Source organism: Parabacteroides sp. AT13, from assembly GCF_002272965.1.
Lineage (GTDB): Bacteria > Bacteroidota > Bacteroidia > Bacteroidales > Tannerellaceae > Parabacteroides > Parabacteroides distasonis.
In genome coordinates this window covers 68,371-89,746 of sequence record NZ_NQMH01000001.1, presented here as the reverse complement: position 1 = coordinate 89,746, position 21,376 = coordinate 68,371, and the positions used below count along the sequence as shown (strand labels likewise).

Annotated in this window: 26 protein-coding genes; 15 read left to right on the top strand and 11 right to left on the bottom strand. The window is 49.1% G+C overall.

The window, feature by feature from the left end; all coding sequences use genetic code 11:
- Window position 1: 1 nt before the first annotated feature.
- The 8 genes from CI959_RS00430 (at window position 2) to CI959_RS00400 (ending at window position 8,134) form a co-directional block, all read left to right on the top strand.
- The gene (locus CI959_RS00430; RefSeq protein ID WP_007478974.1) at window positions 2-1,306 is read left to right on the top strand and encodes a hypothetical protein; all 1,305 of its coding nucleotides are present in this window, start codon (window positions 2-4) and stop codon (window positions 1,304-1,306) included.
- 6 nt (window positions 1,307-1,312) lie between these two features.
- The gene (locus CI959_RS00425; RefSeq protein WP_005776158.1) at window positions 1,313-3,067 is read left to right on the top strand and encodes a hypothetical protein; all 1,755 of its coding nucleotides are present in this window, start codon (window positions 1,313-1,315) and stop codon (window positions 3,065-3,067) included.
- A 374-nt stretch (window positions 3,068-3,441) separates the two neighbouring features.
- Entirely contained in the window at window positions 3,442-4,197 is a 756-nt protein-coding gene (locus CI959_RS00420) for a ParA family protein (protein WP_004289364.1), read from the top strand.
- 7 nt (window positions 4,198-4,204) lie between these two features.
- Entirely contained in the window at window positions 4,205-4,459 is a 255-nt protein-coding gene (locus CI959_RS00415) for a plasmid partition protein ParG (RefSeq protein WP_004289363.1), read from the top strand.
- 462 nt (window positions 4,460-4,921) lie between these two features.
- On the top strand, window positions 4,922-5,173 hold the full coding sequence (locus CI959_RS00410; protein WP_007219414.1) for a hypothetical protein: 252 nt from the start codon (window positions 4,922-4,924) through the stop codon (window positions 5,171-5,173).
- A 53-nt stretch (window positions 5,174-5,226) separates the two neighbouring features.
- Window positions 5,227-6,981 carry a ParB/RepB/Spo0J family partition protein gene (locus tag CI959_RS00405; protein WP_095231390.1) on the top strand — a complete coding sequence of 585 codons (1,755 nt, stop codon included), beginning with the start codon at window positions 5,227-5,229 and terminating at the stop codon, window positions 6,979-6,981.
- A 56-nt stretch (window positions 6,982-7,037) separates the two neighbouring features.
- Entirely contained in the window at window positions 7,038-7,205 is a 168-nt protein-coding gene (locus tag CI959_RS21390) for a hypothetical protein (protein ID WP_004289359.1), read from the top strand.
- Between the two features lie 413 nt (window positions 7,206-7,618).
- Window positions 7,619-8,134, top strand: a complete 516-nt coding sequence (locus tag CI959_RS00400) for a DUF4313 domain-containing protein (protein WP_004289356.1) — start codon at window positions 7,619-7,621, stop codon at window positions 8,132-8,134.
- 126 nt (window positions 8,135-8,260) lie between these two features.
- Here CI959_RS00400 and CI959_RS21385 read toward each other — a convergent pair whose 3' ends face one another.
- On the bottom strand, window positions 8,261-8,458 hold the full coding sequence (locus CI959_RS21385; RefSeq protein ID WP_153257584.1) for a hypothetical protein: 198 nt from the start codon (window positions 8,456-8,458) through the stop codon (window positions 8,261-8,263).
- A gap of 137 nt (window positions 8,459-8,595) precedes the next feature.
- Here CI959_RS21385 and CI959_RS00395 point away from each other — a divergent pair, with 137 nt between their 5' ends.
- Complete coding sequence (locus CI959_RS00395; RefSeq protein ID WP_004289354.1) at window positions 8,596-9,072, top strand: hypothetical protein; 477 nt, start codon at window positions 8,596-8,598, stop codon at window positions 9,070-9,072.
- A 218-nt stretch (window positions 9,073-9,290) separates the two neighbouring features.
- On the opposite strand, the gene CI959_RS00390 is transcribed toward CI959_RS00395, so the two are convergent.
- Both CI959_RS00390 and CI959_RS00385 read right to left on the bottom strand, forming a co-directional pair.
- Window positions 9,291-10,589, bottom strand: coding sequence for a type II toxin-antitoxin system HipA family toxin (locus tag CI959_RS00390; protein ID WP_005776150.1), 1,299 nt, complete (start codon window positions 10,587-10,589; stop codon window positions 9,291-9,293).
- Window positions 10,586-10,900: a helix-turn-helix domain-containing protein gene (locus tag CI959_RS00385; RefSeq protein ID WP_004289352.1), complete on the bottom strand. Its 315-nt coding sequence runs from the start codon at window positions 10,898-10,900 to the stop codon at window positions 10,586-10,588. Before CI959_RS00385 ends, CI959_RS00390 begins: the two co-directional genes overlap by 4 nt.
- Window positions 10,901-11,269: 369 nt before the next feature.
- Between CI959_RS00385 and CI959_RS00375 the strand changes: the two genes are divergently transcribed.
- The 6 genes from CI959_RS00375 to CI959_RS00350 all read left to right on the top strand — a co-directional run bounded on the left by CI959_RS00375 (window position 11,270) and on the right by CI959_RS00350 (window position 14,212).
- Entirely contained in the window at window positions 11,270-11,467 is a 198-nt protein-coding gene (locus tag CI959_RS00375) for a hypothetical protein (protein WP_005776149.1), read from the top strand.
- Between the two features lie 11 nt (window positions 11,468-11,478).
- Window positions 11,479-11,751: a hypothetical protein gene (locus CI959_RS00370; RefSeq protein WP_008666811.1), complete on the top strand. Its 273-nt coding sequence runs from the start codon at window positions 11,479-11,481 to the stop codon at window positions 11,749-11,751.
- A gap of 10 nt (window positions 11,752-11,761) precedes the next feature.
- Window positions 11,762-12,034 (top strand): hypothetical protein, encoded by a 273-nt coding sequence (locus tag CI959_RS00365; RefSeq protein ID WP_004289349.1) that lies wholly within the window; start codon window positions 11,762-11,764, stop codon window positions 12,032-12,034.
- 40 nt (window positions 12,035-12,074) lie between these two features.
- On the top strand, window positions 12,075-12,452 hold the full coding sequence (locus CI959_RS00360) for a hypothetical protein (protein WP_095231389.1): 378 nt from the start codon (window positions 12,075-12,077) through the stop codon (window positions 12,450-12,452).
- Window positions 12,453-12,687: 235 nt separating this feature from the next.
- Window positions 12,688-12,873 (top strand): hypothetical protein, encoded by a 186-nt coding sequence (locus CI959_RS21380; protein ID WP_004289347.1) that lies wholly within the window; start codon window positions 12,688-12,690, stop codon window positions 12,871-12,873.
- Window positions 12,874-13,033: 160 nt separating this feature from the next.
- Window positions 13,034-14,212: a YhcG family protein gene (locus CI959_RS00350; protein WP_224200299.1), complete on the top strand. Its 1,179-nt coding sequence runs from the start codon at window positions 13,034-13,036 to the stop codon at window positions 14,210-14,212.
- Window positions 14,213-14,299: 87 nt separating this feature from the next.
- On the opposite strand, the gene CI959_RS00345 is transcribed toward CI959_RS00350, so the two are convergent.
- The 8 genes from CI959_RS00345 to traM are packed head-to-tail and all read right to left on the bottom strand — an operon-like array spanning window position 14,300 to window position 21,363.
- Window positions 14,300-16,486, bottom strand: a complete 2,187-nt coding sequence (locus CI959_RS00345; RefSeq protein WP_008666805.1) for a type IV secretory system conjugative DNA transfer family protein — start codon at window positions 16,484-16,486, stop codon at window positions 14,300-14,302.
- 7 nt (window positions 16,487-16,493) lie between these two features.
- The gene (locus tag CI959_RS00340) at window positions 16,494-16,982 is read right to left on the bottom strand and encodes a hypothetical protein (protein ID WP_004289344.1); all 489 of its coding nucleotides are present in this window, start codon (window positions 16,980-16,982) and stop codon (window positions 16,494-16,496) included.
- Between the two features lie 4 nt (window positions 16,983-16,986).
- Window positions 16,987-17,658 (bottom strand): hypothetical protein, encoded by a 672-nt coding sequence (locus tag CI959_RS00335; RefSeq protein WP_004289343.1) that lies wholly within the window; start codon window positions 17,656-17,658, stop codon window positions 16,987-16,989.
- A gap of 7 nt (window positions 17,659-17,665) precedes the next feature.
- The gene (locus CI959_RS00330) at window positions 17,666-18,178 is read right to left on the bottom strand and encodes a hypothetical protein (RefSeq protein WP_004289342.1); all 513 of its coding nucleotides are present in this window, start codon (window positions 18,176-18,178) and stop codon (window positions 17,666-17,668) included.
- Window positions 18,175-19,026, bottom strand: coding sequence for a conjugative transposon protein TraN (traN, locus tag CI959_RS00325; protein ID WP_005776144.1), 852 nt, complete (start codon window positions 19,024-19,026; stop codon window positions 18,175-18,177). Before traN ends, CI959_RS00330 begins: the two co-directional genes overlap by 4 nt.
- 9 nt (window positions 19,027-19,035) lie before the next feature.
- Entirely contained in the window at window positions 19,036-19,848 is an 813-nt protein-coding gene (locus tag CI959_RS00320; RefSeq protein ID WP_032541331.1) for a site-specific DNA-methyltransferase, read from the bottom strand.
- Window positions 19,845-20,198 carry a hypothetical protein gene (locus CI959_RS00315; RefSeq protein ID WP_004289339.1) on the bottom strand — a complete coding sequence of 118 codons (354 nt, stop codon included), beginning with the start codon at window positions 20,196-20,198 and terminating at the stop codon, window positions 19,845-19,847. Before CI959_RS00315 ends, CI959_RS00320 begins: the two co-directional genes overlap by 4 nt.
- Before the next feature lie 13 nt (window positions 20,199-20,211).
- Complete coding sequence (gene traM / locus CI959_RS00310; protein WP_004289338.1) at window positions 20,212-21,363, bottom strand: conjugative transposon protein TraM; 1,152 nt, start codon at window positions 21,361-21,363, stop codon at window positions 20,212-20,214.
- Between the last annotated feature and the right edge of the window lie 13 nt (window positions 21,364-21,376).

The window sequence follows — 21,376 nt, the reverse complement described above, 5'->3', positions numbered from 1 at the left end:
CATGAAAAGAATGGTTTACCTTGTCGCTTGCCTGCCTTTTTGGCTGACATCGTGTGAAGAGAAAGTCACCGCCTTGCATTTCAACGAGGCGGAACAGGTATTTGAAATCGGAAAAGAGAGTGAACTGCGTTTCCTGAACGAAACGTTCGAAATCAAGGATAAAAACATGGAAGCACAAACGCTGCTCACCGATGCAGGCAAGGAGATTCCAGCAGATGAAGTGCGGATTAAACTGGTGAAGGACATCGAAATCAGCGGTGAATGGACACCGATTAAATTCCCGGTTAGGGAGTTCGACGGCAACGGACATACCATTACCTTCGACGGAATACGGGTGGTCATTGAAGAGAGCTCCAAAGGAGTATTTGATGTCGGTCTGTTTGAAGAAATGGGTGGTGAAAAAGAAGCTGTGGTCAAGGATCTGACATTGGCAGGTGACATGACCATCGACGCTCAAAAGAGAGAAGACGGTTATAGCCTGCTTGCCGGTTCTCTGGCGGGAGAGTTCAAGAATGGATGTATCGAGAATTGTACCAGCAAGGTGGATATCTCATTCGCTGACAATAAGGGTATCTGTACACTCTGTCTGGGTGGACTTGTCGGAGACCTGGATAGCTACGGCTCCGAAGTGGAAGTGGCTTTGCGTGGCAAGATAATCAATGAGGGCAACCTCACCGTTAATCCGTGCAGTGATGCCTACATAGGTGGAGTCATCGGGAGGGCCACCAATTATGGTAAAATCTTTATCAAAGAGAATGTCTGCGTCGAGAATAAAGGCGATTTGACCGTGCAGTGGAAGGCCGATGCCCAACCTGATCATAGCTACATCGGTGGTGTTGTCGGACTTTTCAAAACCAATGAAACTGATATAGAGCATCTCCATAATTGGGGAAACATCCGCTTGGACACACAGAATACATCTGCTACATTTAATATCGGAGGGGTATGTGGCGAACTGACACCTCACAACTACGAACGAATCTATCCGTTGGATCTGTACAATGCAGGCAACATCGAAATCAAGCATGACCTGCTGGCTGAATTTTCCGCCATCGGAGGAGTAATCGGCAGTTTCGGAGGTTCCTCTTTCCATCAGGTGGTGAATGAAGGCAAAATCATTGTGTCGGGAAAAGGATGCAAATACATCTCCGGATTGCTGGGTTCGGAAAGCTCGATACACGGGAACTGTTATCTGCATTCGTGCTGTGTAGATAAGGTCGGAGCTTATCCCGTCTGGAATATCTCTTATCATCCTGTCACCAAGCAGGTCCCCTGCAAGGAAAATCATCCAACAAATCAAAAATAACGGAACATGAAAGCATTACAGACCATACAAGCTGTCGCTCTTTCTTGCTTGCTGTCGATAGGAGCAGCAAGCTGTGGCAGTGAAGAAAGCAACCAGCCTTATACACCGCTTCAGGTGTATTTTGATCCGGTAAGAGTGGATATGAATGCGGAACATCTGATGCCTTATTTCGTAAACTATCCTACGGATTGGGCAAAGATGGGATTGCGCAACTATCCGAAGCTGGTCACCTACGAATACCACAATGCACAATGGGGGGTGACAAGCACCTCGCAATACGAGTTCTTGCCTAACGGCCGTTTATCCGAACAGCGGCGCACTTCTTTCAATGTGGGTGCAACCGGATTTGATGTCATTTCGTATGAATATAACGGCAATTCCAATCTGACCCAAATCAAATCGGTAGATGACGGACGTTACAAACGCCGGAAAAAAGATGACGGCTTCACATACGACAGTGCAGGTCGGTTGATACGTCGCGACAAGAACGGGCGGGGACATTATGACACAACCACTTTTCTGTATGCCTATCACGGTAATGGGGTATTGCAATCCATCCTGCCCGAAAAAAAGAATGGCACGGTCAATGAATCGGGCGTGACGCTTCATGAGATGCAGTTTGACTCGCTCGCTCACTTGAAGTCTTTTGAAACACCGAAGACCACGAACATGTTCTTGAAAGACATCGACAGTTACAAGACAGGACAATCGGTGACAACCTATGTCTATACAGGCCATCTGTGTACACAAGCCGTAGAGAAGATTCCCGTTGAATTTGACGGGGGGAACGAAACACTGACTTGTACCAGCAGCTTTGCGTATAACTCACACGGAGACTTGGCTACTTGGACGTATAGCGGAGGTGTATATAAAAGTAAAGGCAACAACTGGCGGGTGGATGACATGACGTTTACCGTCTCCTACGATTATGTATATGATGAAAAAGGAAACTGGACACAAGCTACCGTTACATTCCCGGCTAACATCGATGAGATACCTGCATTGCGTACCTACTATAAGGCTTTCAGAGACGGATTTACATCGAATCGGGATCGTTCTTCTGCTGTCAAAGCGGGTGAGACTCCCAGCCTGACAGTTGTCCGCAGCATTGATTACTGGGACGATGAAACGATTGCTTCCATGAAAGCTGCAAAAGAAAACGGTCAACCTGTCCTAATGGGTAGTTTACGCTACAAAGGAACGGATATTTATGGGTTGTCCGGTAAAGTCAAGTCGGTAAACGGCAATGAGGAATCACTCAAATTTGACCAGGCGGGCAATCTGATTGCCATGCAGAACAAGTTCGGAGACGAAGCGGCCTATCAATATGTCACAGCTACTTCCTACAAAGTGGAAGGATGGGGAGATTATGTGGTGAACATCGAATCAAAAGATGGTATGCGGACGGATATTTGTCCGGATGCTGATACCAACACGGAACTTGACCAGACCTATATGTTTGATAAGCGCAATCGTATCATCAGTCATCAGTTTACTTCGCACATGGCATACGTCACTTGGAAATACAGCTATGAAGGTGACAGCAAATACCCGGCCACGATGATACAGGAGCACCCGGAAGAAGGTAACACCACTTATCGCTATACCTATACCAAGTTCGACAAGCACAAGAATTGGATAGAGCGGAAGGTAAGCTACACCACCGAATACGATAAGTATGATGACAATGGGAACTATGTCGGCGATGAATATACTGCTCCAGAAGAATATACAGAGAAACGAACCATCGAGTATTGGTAAATTTGTAAAATCTCTATTGATTTACTTTCTGACCCTTTCTCATTTGAAATTTGCTGATAAATAAACCAAGCCTTATTAGACAAGAGAATCTATTGCTACAATAATTGCTATGGATTCTCTTGTTTTTTTGTACTCATCTGTAAAGTGTACTCGAAGGATTTTTTCTGAAGAATACACTTAATTCTTGCATTTAAAAAGTACTGTAGTACAGAGCAAATCTGCCTTACTGTATAGTATATACTATATTTAGTATAATAGTAAATACTATAATACTAATATACTAAAATTATATATTGTAGTAAATTAGTATATACTAAAATTAGTAATTACTAAAAATAGTATTATCTTTGTATTGAATTTAAAGGCAATATGTTATGACAAAAATAATTGCGGTTCTAAACCATAAAGGCGGGGTCGGAAAGACGACCACCACCATCAATCTGGCTGCGGCCTTGCAGCAGAAGAAAAAGCGCGTGCTGGCTATCGACATGGATGGTCAGGCAAATCTCACGGAATCCTTCGGCCTCTCCATTGAGGAGGAACAGACCGTGTACGGGGCGATGAAAGGCAAATACCCCTTGCCGTTAGTTGAAACGGCAGGAGGTGTTACCGTCGTACCGTCCTGTCTCGATCTCTCGGCTGCCGAGGCCGAACTCATCAACGAGCCGGGACGGGAACTGATATTGAGCGGGCTAATAGCCAAATCGCTCGATCACCGGAAATTCGATTATATCCTTATCGACTGTCCACCCTCGCTGGGATTGCTTACACTGAACGCCCTTACTGCGGCAGACTACCTGATTATCCCGGTACAGGCACAGTTCCTCGCCATGCGCGGCATGGCCAAAATCATGAACGTGATTGCCACCGTCCAGGAACGCTTGAACCCGAAACTCGCCATTGGCGGTATCGTCATTACGCAGTTTGACAAACGCAAGACGCTGAACAAGAGCGTGGCCGAACTCGTCAAGGATTCATTCTGCGACAAGGTGTTCAAGACCGTTATACGGGACAATGTATCTTTGGCCGAAGCGCCCATAAAGGGCAAGAACATCTTCGAGTACAGCAAGAACAGCAACGGGGCTAAGGACTACATGGCTCTGGCGCAAGAGGTACTGAAATTAAAATAACCCCGATATGAGCAAGAGCGATTTACTGAAAGACAGTATGAAGGGCGGACTGGACGGGTTGCTGTCGTCCACGAAAAAATCTACCGGCGGAAAACAGCCGGTAGCAGCCCCCACGGAGAAAGAAACGGCGGTTCATTGCAACTTCGTCATCAACAAAAGCATTCATACCCGTATGAAATTCCTCGCCATCAAGAAGAACATGTCGCTGAAAGACATCGTGAACGAGGCAATGAAAGAATATCTGGAAAAGAACGAACAGTAAACAGGCATGGCTGCCGCATCTGCCCACCCCGGAGACGGTAGCCATGCGTCCTTTTTTATCCGCCCGCTGTTTTCCATAGGGCGCATTCCACCTTTATAGTCTTACCATCTTTTTCTTTTTACCTGCCCGCAAGTACAGGCACATTGCCCGTTTTATCCCTATTCTAACCCTGACGGGCATATCCCTTTTTTACCGATTCCTTTACCGCTGTCCCGGCTTCATTCTCTGCCGTCACCGTTGTGTTTTATCAGATGCAAAGGTCCGCTGTCGCGCTTGATACGGCGGCTTGAAGTGCATTTCCTGCAAATTCTTCCTTTCTACGAAAGAGTAATTGGCAGGAAAAGCCGTCGTATGAAGCTGTACCGACAGCCGTGCACCGCATCCGTAAAACCTCAAAGCGGTTCAGGCAGAGAAAGGAACCGAAAGGAGGGAAAGAAAAAACAACGTAAAATTGACAGCGATATGGATAAAATCAAATTGGTAGTTTATAACGAGTACGCACTGGGTTATATCATGCCCGAACAACCCGACAAAGTTTGTACGTTGGTGGATAGGATAACGCTCGGCGCACCGTTTCGGACAATGAATGAACCCTATTTCATCGGGAAAAGAGATACCGTCAGACTGGCGGGCAGAAAGGACTTTGACACTTTTCGGGTAGTGTTCGACGGGTACGACAATCCGCAGGAGTACGAGTTTGACACCGCACAATAAAGACAATAGTAATCAAACAATCTAATGTAATAACAAATTAAAATTTATGAATTATGGAAACAGCAAACATTCAATCAGTAGTAGAGAACAACATCGTATCGGTTGCATTGATGAATATTCAGCCGAGCAGTTATAACCCACGCAAGCACTTTGACGAGGTGAGCCTTGCCGAACTGGCCGAGAGTATTTGTCAGCAGGGAGTGTTGCAACCTATCGGCGTGCGCCCCATTGCGGACACCGACCGCTTCGAGATTGTTTTCGGAGAGCGCAGGTATCGTGCCGCCCTTATGGCAGAACTGACCGAGATTTCAGCCGTCATCTTGCATGTTTCGGACGAGACCGCCGCCGAAATGGCCGTGACGGAGAATCTGCAGCGCAAGGACGTTACCCCCATAGAGGAAGCCAACGCCTACCAAAAACTTATGGAGAGCGGTCGCTATGATGTGCAGTCATTGGCCGAGCAGTTCGGCAAGAACGAGAACTATATCCGTACCCGTCTGAAATTCGTCTCACTGATACCCGAAATAGCCGAACTTTTGGAAAAGGACGAAATTACAATCAGCGTGGCGAGTGAGATTTGCCGATACGGTACGGATATTCAAAAAGAGGTGTACTACAAACATTTGAAAGACAGCGACAGCATGTTGTACGACTGTTGGCGAGGACTGAAAGCCGCCGAGGTGGCAAAGTTTATCGAACGGGATTTCACGACAGACCTTAGCCGTTACGCATTCGACAAGACCTTGTGCGCCTCATGCCCCCACAATACCAACAACATGATGTTGTTCTGCGAGGGTGGTTGCGGAAATTGCGCCAACCGGAGTTGTCTGGCCGAAATGAACGCTTCCTATCTCGTGGAGAAAGCCGTGCAGTTCGTGGAACAATACCCCTCCGTATCGCTATGCTACCAAGATTTCAACAACAACATGATTGCGGTGGAACGCCTTACCGCTATGGGGTACGAGGTCGAGCACCTAAATACCTATGCCACGCCATACCCCGAAACGCCGGTAGCTCCCGAAAAGGAAGAATACGACACTATCGAGGAATACGAGGAGGCATACAAGGAGTACGAGCAGGATTTCAGCAACTATATGGAAAAATGCAAGTCAATCCATGAACGAATTGACACGGGCGAACTCACGTTTTATATTAGTATCGGACAGAAAGAAATTACGCTGTGTTATATGGCAAGTGCTGCCGCCAATGCGGACATGGCTACCGAAAAACAACTCTCCCCGGTGGAAAAACTGGAGAAGCAGGACAAACGTAACAAGGAAATAGCCGTCGAGAAAACCGTTGCAGACGCTAAGAAACAGATTTTGGACGTCGATATGTCCGAAAGCAAATTCACGCAGGACGAGGAAAAGATGATATATTTCTTCCTGCTGTCGTCTCTCCGCAGGGAACACTTCGGGGTATTCGGTATCGGGGAGAAAAAAGCCTACCAACACCTTGAGGACGAAGAAAAGATGAACATCATCGCCAACCTAACGGCCAAGCAGAAAGCCGTTATCCGCAGGGATTTCTTGATAGACAACTTCAAAGGCGCATACGGCAATAACGCTACTGCCACCCTCTTGCTCGATTTTGCCCGTAAGCACATGCCCGACACGCTCGCCGAAATTGAAAGTGGATATAATGAGGTGTATGAGAAACGCCATAAACGTATCGAGGAACGCAAAGCCGCCTTGTTGGCAAAGGAACGGCAGACAAAGCCCGAAGAAACCGCCGAGGCGGAAAATACACAACCCACGGCAGAGGTACAACCCGAAGAACATACGCAAACCGAAGAGGTTGCTGCTTGACCATAATTCAATAGCAGGACGGAGAAATCCGCCCTGCTGGTTTCTAAAAAGAGGTAATGATGAAATGTAAGGACTGCAAACATTACAACGGTGCAACAATGCCCGGAGCAGGATTGTGCAATGCGACACAGGCACGTACCTTTGCCACGACGGTTTGTTTCAACGGATTGTTTTCTCCGAAGAAACGGAAAGACAAGCCGGATAGCAAGGCCGGAAAAAAATAGCGCAACGCTACAGGGAGATAGCCGCAGGAGTGGCTGTCTTTTTTAGCACTGCCGCCGGCAGATCTCCCTTTTTACCCCTTCGTTTTCCTTTTGTATGGAAATCCCTTCGCCGACGGCTCTGCCCGTCGGGACATGCTTTTTCCGGTGCAAAGGTATTGCCTTGGAGGAACATTCAAGTACCGCTACGCTATTTGAACACAATTTTTCAGCAGCTTTCCCGATTTTCAATCGTCCATATTTCGCGGACGCTCAATACCGCAACTATAAAATTCTGCCCAAATTCCTTGCCTGTTTCTCCCTGAAAGGCAATCTTTGATGCACGTAAAAATCAAATCCCGACGGGAGAAGCCTGAAGGCTTCCGAAAGGAGGGAAAAAATAAACAGATTGTTCAACTGATTAATGTTAAAATTTTATGGAAATTCAATTTGCTATCGTGCGTTCCGAAAACAGAGAGTATTTGTGCTACAAAGCAGGTGAAGCGTATGTAGATGCCAGTAACCCTATGATTGCTTTTGCCGCAGGTGAAGATGAATTTGAAATCGTAGAGCCGGACAGCTCTTTCAGGCAGAAAGAATACGAGTTCAGAGGCGAACAGTATTACCTCGTACCAGAGTTTTACCGCAATGGTTGGTTGGCTCTCACCTTGGTAATGGTGGAAGATGAAGACGAATATATCGTGCTTTCCGTTAATTTGGAGGAAATGGACGCACTCGGTCTGCCGGACCGTACATTTATCGACGTCAATCATTACCCCGAAGCAATGGAGTTCTTGGTGAAAAACGGACTGGCGACCGATTCCGAGTATAAGCGCAGGAGCGGCTTCGTGGAATACCCTATGGCTATGTTGAACCTGCCGCTTCTTTATCAGCATAACCCGCAAATTTTCCAAAAAGCGAACATCGAGCTATTCGGAGAAGAATGTTTTTGAAAAAGGATTGTTCCACGAATAGAAAAGCATCGGGTTCCGAAAATTGAATGTACAAGATAGCGTACCGATAATACAGTCAGTGCGCTGTCTCCTTTGTCTTTATCGCCCGCCTTCGTCCTTTTATAGTCAGCCTCCCGGATACCCCGCCACCGCCCATTTCCTCTTATAATTGCATTCTTTCCCTTTTGTAGCGGTATGAACCGCCTGTTCTTCCCATCCGACTTTTCCGGCCCTCACCGCACGGGTTTTATCCGATGCGAAAGTCGGACGTCGCGCTTGATTCGCCGGCTTGAAGTGCACTTCTTGCAAATTCTTCCTTCCCAAGTGAAGCGTAATTGGCAAGAAGAGCCGTCGTATGAAGCCGTGCCGACGACCGTGCATTGCATCTGTAAAACCTCGAAGCGATTCCGAAGGAAAGGAATCGAAAAAAGGAAAATAAATAATCAATAACTCACAAGACAATGGGAAAATACGATTTTATCAAGACCGGGAATCTGCTTTATTGGCATGACCCGGACAACGGTTTGTCCGACGGGGCTTACCGAGTGATTTCTGCACCGGAAAACATGGAAGACGACAGCATTATTCTGATTTCGTCCGGTACTTCGGAAGCGGAGGTTTTGCCTTCGGAATTATCACCGATAAGTACGGGCAGAAGTCACAAAGAGGATTTTTTGCGCTGGAAAGCGGAACGTGAAGCCGAAGGCATGGAGTTTTACAATCGCCTTTCCGAAGTCATGGATACGGAGGACGATTTGGCTGTAGGCGACATAGTGGCATTTACAAACGATTATGGAGTAGTATTCGGCCCCCAAGAGGTATTAGCTTTCAGGAAGCCTTGGAACGGTGACAGATGTGTGTATCTTGACAGCGACGCCTATTGGTTTCCCGACCGTCCCGACCAGTTGACCCTCCTAAGCAAGAAAGGGGCGGAATGACAATGACAAGAGAGTGTGTCAAAACTCAATTTTTGAAGCTATGAACTTAGAATTTGAAATTTGAGTACCCTCAAAGGCTAAAAAAGGGTCGTATCATTACTCAATACAGAGCTTAATACGACCGTTTTAAAATGTCATAGTTACAATCTATAACTTTTCGGAGGGGACATTTTAGTTTTGACACACCCCCTCATTTCCCCTACATGAAATCCCACGCTCTATTTTAATCGGTCTGCCCGGTTGTCGCTCACGCACTCTATTCGTGCGGCGATTTCCTTTTCTATCGTTCCTATCCATTCCTCTCCGACACCGGCCTCCCGGCCGTATTCCGGGTAATGCGAGACGATACCTATGGCCTTTTCTATGAACGGCTCTGCGGCCTTTATACCATACCGGCGGGCTACTTCCAGCAAATCCTCCGCAGTAATGCCCTCCGTCTTGTTGTTGACTGTCATGCTGTGGCGGTTGACGTAATACGGTGCGTCCGGATCGACCGAGAACGTGTAGTCATAGGCCGGAGCAACGTGCCAATGCCCGTCGTCGTCCATCAGGAAGCTGAAATTCTTGTTATGGTCATCGACGTTCCCGCCCAGAACGTTCAGCACCATCGAGCGGAACAGTTGCCGGAGTTCCCCCGGCGGCACGCCGATACGGCAAGCTGCCTCGAACAGTGCTTCGTAAGAATCCGCCGAGGGGTTCATGGCAGCCAATGTCTGGATATGCACCTTCTTGCCGTTCTGGCGGTCGAAACGCTCGGTCAGGAAGTGCGCTGTCTGCTCGCCTTCAAGCAGGCGGCTCGGCATCATCTGAAGCTCGGCATCCACAGCCATCAGGTAATAGCTGTATTCTATCCGTGTCGTCGGCATCTTCTGGTGTTCGTCGAACTTGACGATCATCGGCGTGTAGCCCGGATAAGGGGTCGCCACCTGTCCGGAGTAACATTGTCCCTCCTCGAAATTGACGTTGACCACTGCCTTGGGCCGTCGCCCTCCTGCGGACGTACCCACCTTGAACAGGCTTTCGACCATCAGGTTGCCCGATACCGGGACGTTGAACCGTCCGGCTTCCTCGAAAGCCTGCCGGGCCAGTTGGTAGAGATCGGCGATCTCGACCTTGAACGGTGTCTCCAGTTCCTCGGCAGTGGGCGGGACGAACTCCAATGCCCCCATGCCACGCCGTCCGATATAGGCGAGACGGTCGAGGGCGGACAAGTCCCTCATACGGATATGATGCACTTTGGCCCATTCGTTGAACACGGTGTTTCCCCAATGGTCGGGCAGTGAATCGGCTATGAACGACGGCAGGCCGCCGAAAAGCCGCTCTTCATCGGGATAGACCGGCAGGCCGCGCTGTGCGGCAACCCCTTTTACCGGCGCACGGAGCGGGGCGATATCATAGCCGTTGCGGACATAATCGCTGTCGAAGTAGAAACAGGCTTTGCTGCGGTGTCCTTCCCGGTTGGCGACAAGCGTGCCGACCTTTTTATCCCATAGGATTACATCGAGACTTTCTATCATTTCTTGCCCCTCCTAACTCGTTTAGGTATCAGTTTCTCAATTTCCCGAAGTGCCATCGGCGGCATGGGCAGTTCCGGCAGGATTTCCGCGAGCCGCTGTTCCTGACCGAGCGCACGCAGCAGGGAGATGAAATTGGCCAAGGTTAGGTTACGGCTGACCCCTTGTTCAAAATGGCTGATTGTCGTCTGGCTCACGCCCGACTGTTCGGCCAGCTCCTTCTGGCTCATGCGAGCTGCCAGACGGTACTCCTTGACACGCAACGCCAGAAGCGTCAGCATATCGCTGTTTGTGGTATAGTTCGTTGCTCCCATAATATCAATATATCACTATTTATATGCAAATATAGCAACAATTATCCATATATAGATATATAATTTTCTTTTTTAGTTTCCAGCCGTCCTTTTCTACCACTTTCAGGTCTCCGTATTCTCTTCCGTCTGGCTTTCCTGTCCGTCACCGCATCGGTTTTTATCGGTGCAAATATGGGCTGTCGCGCCTGATTCCGTCGTTTTGAATTGCATTTCTTGCAAATTCTTCCTTCTACGAAGCGTAATTGGCAAGAAAAAACGTCGGAAAGGGCTTTTTCGCCAGCCCCGGAAAGCACCATAAAACCCGAAGCGGCTCCGGTAACAAGGAAGCCGAGCAGAGGGAAAGAAAAACAATCATTAAAAATTCAACAAATGAAGACATTAGAAGAATTATTGCAAGAACTGGGGTGTGAAGGTAACGCATTCGACAGCACCGGAGAATTTACAAAAGCGGGAGAAAAGGCGTATGACCGCTTGGAGCATTTGCTGTATGACATAGAAAGGCTTACAGGCAAAGAGGTGACACCCATAATTAGGGAACTTGACAAAATATGCAACGAGAACTATTAAAATTCAAGAATATGGACATTAAAGAAAGCAAAGAATATCGCCTCGCCAAAGACTGGGAAATGGCGGTAAACAGTTTCAGTTTCAACCCCGAACGGTTCGCAGCGGCAATCCCCGACATGCACCCCACGCTTCAGCAAAGCCTGTATCGCCTGATTAAGGCGTGTATCAAGGTCATGGCGGACGAAACGCGGCACTATGACGAACGAAACCAAGCCTCGCACGAGGAAGCGAAGCGCATCATGGAGTACCTCAATGAACACGGACGTAATATACCATTAAAATAAGGAGGATAATATGAAAACAAATGAAATTCAATTTGGCGGCAAGAGCTATGTATGCCGTATTGTGGAAGCCAACGATGGCGAAGAACTGCTGATTGCCCCGACCACCCTGCTGGATGCTCTGCAGCCCGGTAGTTTCAATGACGAAAACGAAGGTTTCGCCAGTAAAGAAGCCGAAAGCATTTATGACGAAGTTTTCTTCTTTACCGATGAGAGAACCCTTCAACTGCCCGAAAACGAGCTGGTAGCCGAACTCAAAAAGGATAACCCGGACTGGTTCGAGTGAATCATGGAATAATAATTTATAAACTTACAAACTTAGAGTTATGGAAAAAGAATATGTAATGCAGGTTGCACAGATCATTAAGGAACAGTTAGTAGCGTTAACCCCCATGACCGTCCTCATGTCATGGAGTATCGAAGAATTTGCCGCCACTCTATACAGGGATTTGCCGGCACTCCGAATCAAGGTAAACGGACGACTGCACGCGGGATATGTCATCGTCGTGCTCAATGGTTCGGACTATTACAAGGTTTATCTTGTGAAGGGAATGGACGTGGAATGTGTGAACAACGAGGTTTGTTTCGATGAACTGGGCGGTGTCATCGACAGGGCTATCGAAAGCGGTACGGACAAAGCCAAGTATGATAAATTCTGTGAACAGGAGCGACAGAATTTATATGTAACTGTTGTCACTGTCTGATTCCTCTTTTTGGGGGACGAGAGCCGTGCCTTGTCGGTAAACGAACAGGGTACGGCTTTTCTGTATATAATGCAGAAAAGAATAAAAATCTGCCGTTTGTAAATGATTTCAGTCGTTCATAAAACGGATTGTCTGTGACTGCCTGCTCCCTTTATATTTGCGATGCAGGTTCACAAAGTAATAACGGGGGCATTACTCCGGCTATGCCTTCGACCTGATTCCCGTAAACGGCAATATGATGGAATTCAAGAGTTTCTGTCGTGGTTTTCTTAGAGTAAGAGAGTTTGACCAGTTGATTTCCGAGAAAGAAAACAGTCAGGGAGTACCGTCGTGGATGCACATCGGGTATAAGAACTCGGAGGGTAAACAACGCAAGCAGCTGCTGTCTATGATAGGCGGCAAATATTATCCCATGACTTGATTTGACTCGTTTCAGGTAATCACCATCGGTCAGAGTGCAAGCGTCGGGTTCGTGCACCCTCCCTCTATACATTTTAATGCCGTTATTATCAATTCAACAGCAACAAACGACCGGTGTCTCCTGTATTTTTCCTATATTTGTTTCCGATTTACAGTCAGATATGGAACAATTAGCAAATTCAATACAAAGCATATCCTTTGAGCAGTTGGCTCAAAAGATTATAACCGTCGATGATTCAATGCGTGGGGTGGCGGTTAAAACCATCAATCAGGCAACCACGTTACGCAATTGGATAATCGGATGTTATATTGTTGAATACGAACAAAATGGCAGCGACCGGGCCAAGTACGGGGACAATCTGCTGAAAAGTCTGGAAAAACGTATCGGGCAAAAGGGCCTGAATGTCACCCTTTTCCAACTTTCACGATTGTTTTATAGAGATTATCCGCATATCGGTACACTGGTTTCCGCAAATCATGCGACGGCGTTGCATAAATTGCCGTTATCAGAAATTTATGCGACAGTGTCGCACAAATTGCCGGAAATTGACTCTTTCGCTGTTAATAAGAAAAATGCAGGCAAGCTTTCTGAACAGTTCAATACACCCCCTGAGAATTTGGTTTCTGCACTTTCCTTTTCGCATATCAGGGAGTTGCTTACGATAGAAGACCCGTTGGTACGTTTTTTCTATGAAACGGAATGTATTCGGGGAACATGGAGTGTGCGTGAATTACGCCGTCAGATTGTTTCCAACCTTCACATTCGCATCGGACTGTCGGAGGATAAGATGAAAGCGATGATGCTTGCAGACAGCAAGGCAGAGCGACACACCCCGCTTTTGCAGATACGCGACCCCTATACGTTTGAGTTTCTCGGTCTCCAAGCCAAAGATGTCGTTACGGAAAGCGATATTGAAGAAGCCCTGCTCGGACACTTGCAGGAGTTCTTGCTGGAACTTGGGAAAGGCTTCTGTTTCGAGGCGCGTCAGAAACGCATCATCATAGACGGAGAATATTATTTTGCGGATCTCGTTTTCTACAACCGGTTGCTTCATTGCAATGTCATTGTGGAATTAAAAAATGACGAGTTCCGCCATGAACACATAGGACAGCTGAATGCCTATGTCAGCTATTATGCCGAGAATGAAATGCAGCCGGGCGACAATCCTCCGGTCGGTATTTTGCTTTGTACACACAAAGGAAAGAAGATGGTGGAATACGCCCTTGGCAGTATGGATAATCATCTTTTTGTTTCGACATACCAGTTACAGTTGCCAAACCGTCAGCAATTAGAACAGTTCTTGATGGACGAATGTCGGGAACAGTCCTCGGAAGTGTGAAAAATAGATAGGAAACACCGAAACGCCTGCAATAATCACGGAATCATTGCAGGCGTTTTGCTTCTTTCCATAACGGAAGCCGACTTTCTATTTCGCACCCCTTTTGTTCAGCACGTCCTTTATCATTTCTTTCACCTCTATTCCCACATTCACGAAATTCCGGTAAAGAATGCGTTCCCGTTCCTCCCTCGACTTGAACGTGTAGAACTTCGGCAGTGGTACATACGCAGCTTCCTCCTTCTTGATTTCCTTCATGTCGAAATCCGTTTTGCAGAAGAACTTCGAGGTCTTGAACTCCTCCGATTCCTGTACGTTCATCGAACCTCCTATACCGGTTTTTGTTTGGATGAAGTCCCGTGCCGTCTGACCGCATATCCAGCCCGTCGGCATATCCGAGATTTTCGAGGCGGGTACGAGGCTGTCCATGTTTTCATTCAGGTTGATGGAAGTTTTGTCCCGGTCTATCGTGACACCCTTTTTGATTTGCACCACCTTGCCGAATATGTCGCTTGACAGCCATTCCAGCGTCTCCTTGGCACGGGCTGAACCGCTCACCACATTGCCCACCGTCGTGATGATTTTTTGCATACCCACCTTTCCGTAATCCGCTTCGAGCTGCGGCAGCTCTTGGAAACCGAGCGTCACGCTCACCTTGTTGCTTCGTGCCGTACCGATCAGGCGGTCTATCTTGTGGAAATAAAGTGTCGGCAGCTCGTCCACGATAATGCTCACGGGGATGTTCTTGCCCTGCCCGGTATTTACGCGGGTAACGAGACGGTTCAAAATAAGGGCGTTCAGTGCCCCGATAATGCTCTCCATCTCCGGGTCGTTCGCTATCAGCAGGTAACTCGGATTCTTCGGGTCGCTCACCTTCAGGTCGAAGTCGTCGCCGTCACGATGGAATATCCAGTAACTCTCTTTGGTCGCCAAGCGCGAGGTATAGACACGCAGCGTACCTATCATACCTTCCAGCTGCTCCATTGCCTTGTTTTTGAAAGCCGTCTGGAACGGACCGAGCAATGGGGCTACCTCGTTGTCGGTCTCCAGTACCTCGAAAATGGTTTGGTAACTCTCATTCAGGAACGACAGGATATGCGGCATGTCCGAGTATTTTCCCAGCCAGTAGGCAGGTTCAACGATTTCTCCGCCCTCTTTGTCCCGCACCACACCCGTTGGCTTCCAGAATTTCGTTTCAGGGTCTTGCCGTTTCTCTGCGTACAGTTTGTTTCCTTTGACATCATAAGGCTCGCGCTCGTAGTTCACGAAGAAATAGATGCAGGCGGCGAGGAAGTTCACAGCCGAGGTCTGGAAGAACTGGTCGCTGCCACCGCCTCCCTCTTTCTTGCCTTTTTGCAGGCTCTCCAACAGCGTCTCCGCCGTCTCGCTGGCCGCAGCGAGGTTGTTGATGTATTTCGCCTGAATGGGATTTACCCGGCGGCTGTACTCCACGTCCACGAAATTAATCATGTTGAACTGGCAGCCTTGGGGCAGCTTGCCGAGTTTCTGGTTTTTCTTGTAGTGGTAGTACAGCTTCGTAGCCAGAGTCGGGAACTTATAGTCATAGACCACCATTGCGAATCCCTTGGCCGAGTGCTGCCGGATAAACGGCTCGATGATACTGAATGTCTTACCCGACCCCGGTGTTCCGACTACCCACGTTCCACGGAAACAGTTGGTTATGTTGGTCCAGCCTTTACGAAATTTGCCCTTGTAGTAATATCGCATAGGGATATTCACGCTGTACGGGGTCTCTATCAGTTCCTCGCACTGCTCGAAACTCTCGTTCTCGAAGTTGAAGCGGTCCTTCATCAGTCCCTCCTTGAGGAACTTGGAGATGTTGTCCAGTGCGACATGCACGAGGATAACCCCCACGAGGGAAGTTGTCATATAGAAGATAATATTCAGCGGCAGCGTATAAAGTCGTGCCTCCATCGGATAACCGAACAGCCATACGGACAGCACTAACAGAACAAAACCGCTTATGAGTGGGTACAAGACCTGCCGCCGGGCGTTGAACTCCAAATGTTTCTTGGCTCTGGTGCCTATACATGTAATGCAGATGAGTAGCACCGTGGCGACCTTACTGTACACGAGGTTTCCGTCGTTATAGATGGTCCACTGCTTGATACGTCCGTGAATGTCGCAGAGTATGCCGCCCCAGTGGTCCAGCATAGCCGGGTCGATGGCATACTCGAAAAACTCCATCAGTACGGAGACATATACCACCGCACGGAATATCCGGTAAAATCCCTGTAATTCCTTGCTCTCTTCCATTGCTATGTCAATTCTTTTTAATGCCCCAGAGAACATGGATATGAGGCCATTGCATACGGTTATCAGCAGTAAGCTGGCAGACATGGGAAACTGCATATAGAGGTTTAAGCCTTAAAGCGTCATATATTGCAGAAGCCCGTACTTCCGCTGTAAACTTCTCAAGGAAAATCCGGACAGCATCGTTAGAGCCACAAGTCATGAAATCAATGAAACCTTCAATCAATTCTTCATTGACATAGTAGAGCTGCCCTTGGAAAATATCATGGTAACGGCTGATACGGCCGTTCCATTCCGTCCGGATTTCTTCCCTGCGGTTCTTTGCGGAAGGAAACCTCTCGTAGCAGTCTATTCCATCATCGAGGAATATGTAATTACCGGAAACGTCCTCTTGCTTAGGACATTTGCATCTCAACAGATACCCGAAAAATCCTTTGTCCGGATGTACTATATCCACATATTGTGGTGCATTGAAATCTTTAATTCCGTTCATAATCATAAATTCAGTTGTTGATGGTTATAATGGGACGCACTTTATGCGCCTGCGTCTTGGGCGTTTCCTGCATGGCTCCGCTGGCTGTCGAGTAGAGCCATGCTTTGACCGTCTGCTGTCCTTCCACCTCCGTCGATGTCCAGTACCAGCACTCGTCGGCTTCGGTCGGAAGCGGGTCTCCGCCGCATTTCTCGATGACCGGATTGATAATGCCACGTGCCGCATACAGCAGGCGCATCTGAGCCACCGAGGGAACATAGGCGCTCTGCCCGTATTTCCACAGGGCAAAAACGGCTTCAGCCATCGGCGAGGCTGTCTCTTCTGTTTCATACAAGGCGAACGTGTTCTCATTCCCGTCGTATGCCGTGATGTCTGCTGACGTACCCTGCTCGACACCAAGGCTGTCGGCAAAAGCTTTCGGCGTCATATCCCACAGATAGACGGCATAGCCGTTTCCTTCCGTTTCCCCGTCGGAGCCGATATGGAAGACGACGGCAATCGCCTGTTCCTTGGATTGTTCGTACTCACTGTACGGTATTACTGTCCCGTCCACACAGAGGACGTGTACGGGATATTTTGTTTCTTCGGATTCTTCTATATGTGCGTCGCAGGCAGCCAACGCCCCGGTTATGAGGAGAACCGGCACTACCTGGCACGTTTTTCTGATAATGTTCTGTTTCATCTTTCCCTTATTTTATAGGTAGTTTAATGCCGAGGGCAACCCCTGTACGCAGCACGTCGGCCCCCTTTATCATTACGTCTCCCTTGACTTGCCAGTATAGCGTCCAGCCCGCCCGCAACACATAGTTGTGCTCGTAGCCGAAATGCAGTCCTGCAAGGAACTTCTTCGTGTCGCTTCCGCCCGAAGCCCCGATTCGGAGGCTTCCGTAATGGTTGCGTCCCCTCGTGACGCAGGGTTTGTAAGCCACGCCGAAGCTGTAGGTGCGGTAGTTCCGCCAGAAAGATTTCGGGCATACATGTTTGCAGGATTCGCACTCTGCCCATTGCAGGTAGCCGTTGGCAAAGAACTCCCACGCATGGCGGTAGTTCATCTCGTGTTCGTAGGCCAGCGTCACGTCCAGCCCGTTCTTGTACAGCAGCCCCGCACCGAGTGAGAGGCGGCCGCTGCCTCGCTGTGCATACGCTCCTACGGCGAGGCACATGCAGGCAATCGTCAGGATAATCGTCTTTTTCATCGTCATTCCTCCTCCAGCAATGCCGCGCTGAACGAATCGGCTGACAGCACGTCCTCATAGTCGATATTCAGGCTGATGTTACGCCCGCTGATTTGTTTCTCCGTCATCTCGATGGTCAGCACCTTGTCGTTCGGGAACGTCATTTTCTTGACCACGACCACATTCCGGTAGCCGTGCCGGAACGTCTTGCCCGCCTCCAGCACCAGTGCCGGGGTCAGTTCGATGACCTGTGCGTTGGTCGCCTTGGTCAGTTTCTTGTCTGCCAGCTTCACCCGTATCTCGTCGATGTCGAAGCGGATGTTCGTCCGGTTCTCTATCGAGAAGTCGATGAAGAAATACTCACCCACGGAGTAGATGTTGTTCAGCCGCATGGTCATGCGATGTGCCTTGGTGGCGACGTTGCGGATCTTCGCGGGCGAGTTCCAGATACGCCGGGCGAAGCGTGTCATATCCACGGTGGACATCGAGACCGCCGGGTTGTGATAGGCGTTCCGTTCCTGCAACTGGATTTCCTTGTCAGTTACCGCCTCCCGCACCCGTGTGGTGTAGAGCAGCGCATACTGCGTGCGGTAGCGTTCCGTTACGATAGTCACGATGGCCAGCACCTCGCCGTCCTCGTGTCCGCCCTCTTTCGGTTTCAGGCGGACGATATTGTCTATCGGTTGGTCGCCGACAATCTTATCTGTGGAGATGTCCACGAAGCGTACCGGTTCCGAGGCCGTGATGACCGTCGTTACCTGTTCATTTACCGTAAGTTGTTCCATCTCCTCGTAGGTTCGTTGTGCCTGTACATTCGGCGTTCCCAGCAGCCCTGCCGCCAGAAGAAATGCCGTTACGATTCCTTTTTTGTCCATGTCATTGATTTATTGATTTTGTTTTTCTTCCCTTATCTCTTTTTCCTCTTGTACCTTGTTCCTGCATTCCAGTTCCTCCTGAATCTGCCGCTCGGCAATCTCGCAGTACGCCTGTTCGATTTCAAATCCGATGTAGTGCCGTCCCGTGCGGATAGCGGCCACGGCGGTTGTGCCTGACCCGATACAGTTATCCAGTACAACATCGCCTTCGTCGGTGTAGGTCCGTATCAGGTACTCCATCAACGCCACGGGCTTTTGTGTCGGGTGGTAGAACGCGCCTTTCTTGTGTTCCTTCGGCATGAAGATGACCGAGGTCGGATATTTGTCATCGGCTATGCGTACCGGTGAGAGTTTCATCGTTCCGTAACAACGGTTGGTAAATCCCTCCGTTTTACGCCTCCCGTGATTTCTCCGTTCCGGAGGACACGGTGTCATCTGCGGATGATAGGCCGGCTGTTTTTTATAGAATACCAGAATATCCTCGTGCTGCCGGAGCGGCATACGTTTGGCATTGAGATGTCCCGTCACCCGATCTTTCTGCCACACGAGGTTGTACCGCCATAGCCGGGGTTGCGACAGCATGAGCCATGCGGAGAAAAGCCCCTGCCCGAACAGGATAATGGGGCTGTCCGGCTTGGTAATCCGCCGGTATTGCTCCCACAAGGCTGCTAACGGTATCTGGCGGTCCCAGTTCACCGACGGATTGCTGCGATTTAACACCCCGTAAGGTAGGTCGGCGATTATGGCGTCCACGCTACCATCCGCTATCTGTTTCATGCCCTCCATGCAGTCCATAAGGTAAATGCGATCCGTCTCTATCATATTGCGTCTGTTTTCGGTTCTACAATTTGCCGGGCGCTCATCCAGGTACAGCGTTCCGTCCGGGTTTTCCGGATTTCACACTCCCAGAGGGTATTCTTCTCCACATGTTTGAAATTGACCGCACCGTCTCTCGGCCCGTAAAAACCGGTATGCTTCTGGAAGGCGAATAAGGCAATCCTCCGCCCGTCCACTGCCTGAAAGTTGCATATCAGGGCGAATCGTACCCCTTTGTGCCACCATTCGGTACTTACGAGCTTCCCAACGAATGTTTCGGGCTTATCGGGAGCGATGTAGTCTTCGTAATAGAAGCCGTCCGTTCCCTTATGAAGTTTTGATATATCTGTTTCCATTGTCACTGACCTTTTAGTTCCTGTTTTCCCGTCCGTTCACCAGATACACAAACGTCCCGTATTTCAGCTTCACCTTGTTTTTCTTGATGGCCTTGCTGATGGCGTTACTCGTTTTCTGGTAGGCATTGTTCACCGCCTGCATACCCCATTGGGCGAGGCTGTTACCGTATCCGCTGGTATTCATGTTCATGCTGCCCGACATGGCACTGCTCGCCACGTCCTTGCTTGTCTCGCGGAATTGGCTGATGGGTACGTAAAGTCCTTCCAGCCCGTCCGTATCGTAGATTGACAAGCTGACCTTGACCAGTTCGTCCTCCACCAATATGCTGTTGATGCTTCCTTTTACACGTCCGGAAGAGAAACCGCTGACTGTGGCATACAGGTAAGTACCACGCCTGACCACGCTCTCGTTGATTTCGATGTCGTCCAGCAGGCGCAGCCGCACACGCGAGCCGTCCACGGCCTTGATGTTTTCGTCGATGATCGCCTTGATGAGTTTCGGTTCCCGTGCATCTTTCGCCAGTGTGTTGAAGTAGTCCGAAGTCGTCTTTACCTTCTTCACCACCTCGCTTGCCTTGTCCGTCTCCGCAGGAGCTTTGACCGAACGGCTTTCCTCGTCGATGGTTCCCTTGGTCTGCGTCATCGTGTCCGGCGGAGCCACCGTTGCGGTGCTGTCCGTTGCGGACGGCATGACCTCCCGTTGTCCTCTCAACCTCGCTTCGGCGAGTGCTTTTTCCAGTTCTGCGAGAGCTTCCTGCTCCCGCCTCTTGGCATCGGCCGCTTCCGCTGCCAGATCTTTCTCCTTTTCCTGCCGGTCAAGCAGGGCGATATCCTCTTCGGTGTATTGCGATTCATATTCCTCTTGGTTATCGTCCGGTTCGTCCCGCTCGATGTTGTCCACAGCGGAATAATCTTGTATCTTGCCCCATGATTTGGCCATGTTCTCATACTTGCTGCCGATACCGTCGCCGCCCTTGATTTGGGCGTCCGGCAATTCGGGATTCAGGAACTCGGTCGTCTGGAGTGTCTTGTCCTGTACCTCGGCCTTCTCGGTATGGAACAGGTCGAAAATGAAGTACGACGTGCCGAGAAGGGGGATATAGAGGATAGCCGGAAGCATATACTTCGGCTGCCTGAAATTGATTCTCTTGAAGATATTGTTCATTGTTTCCCTTTAA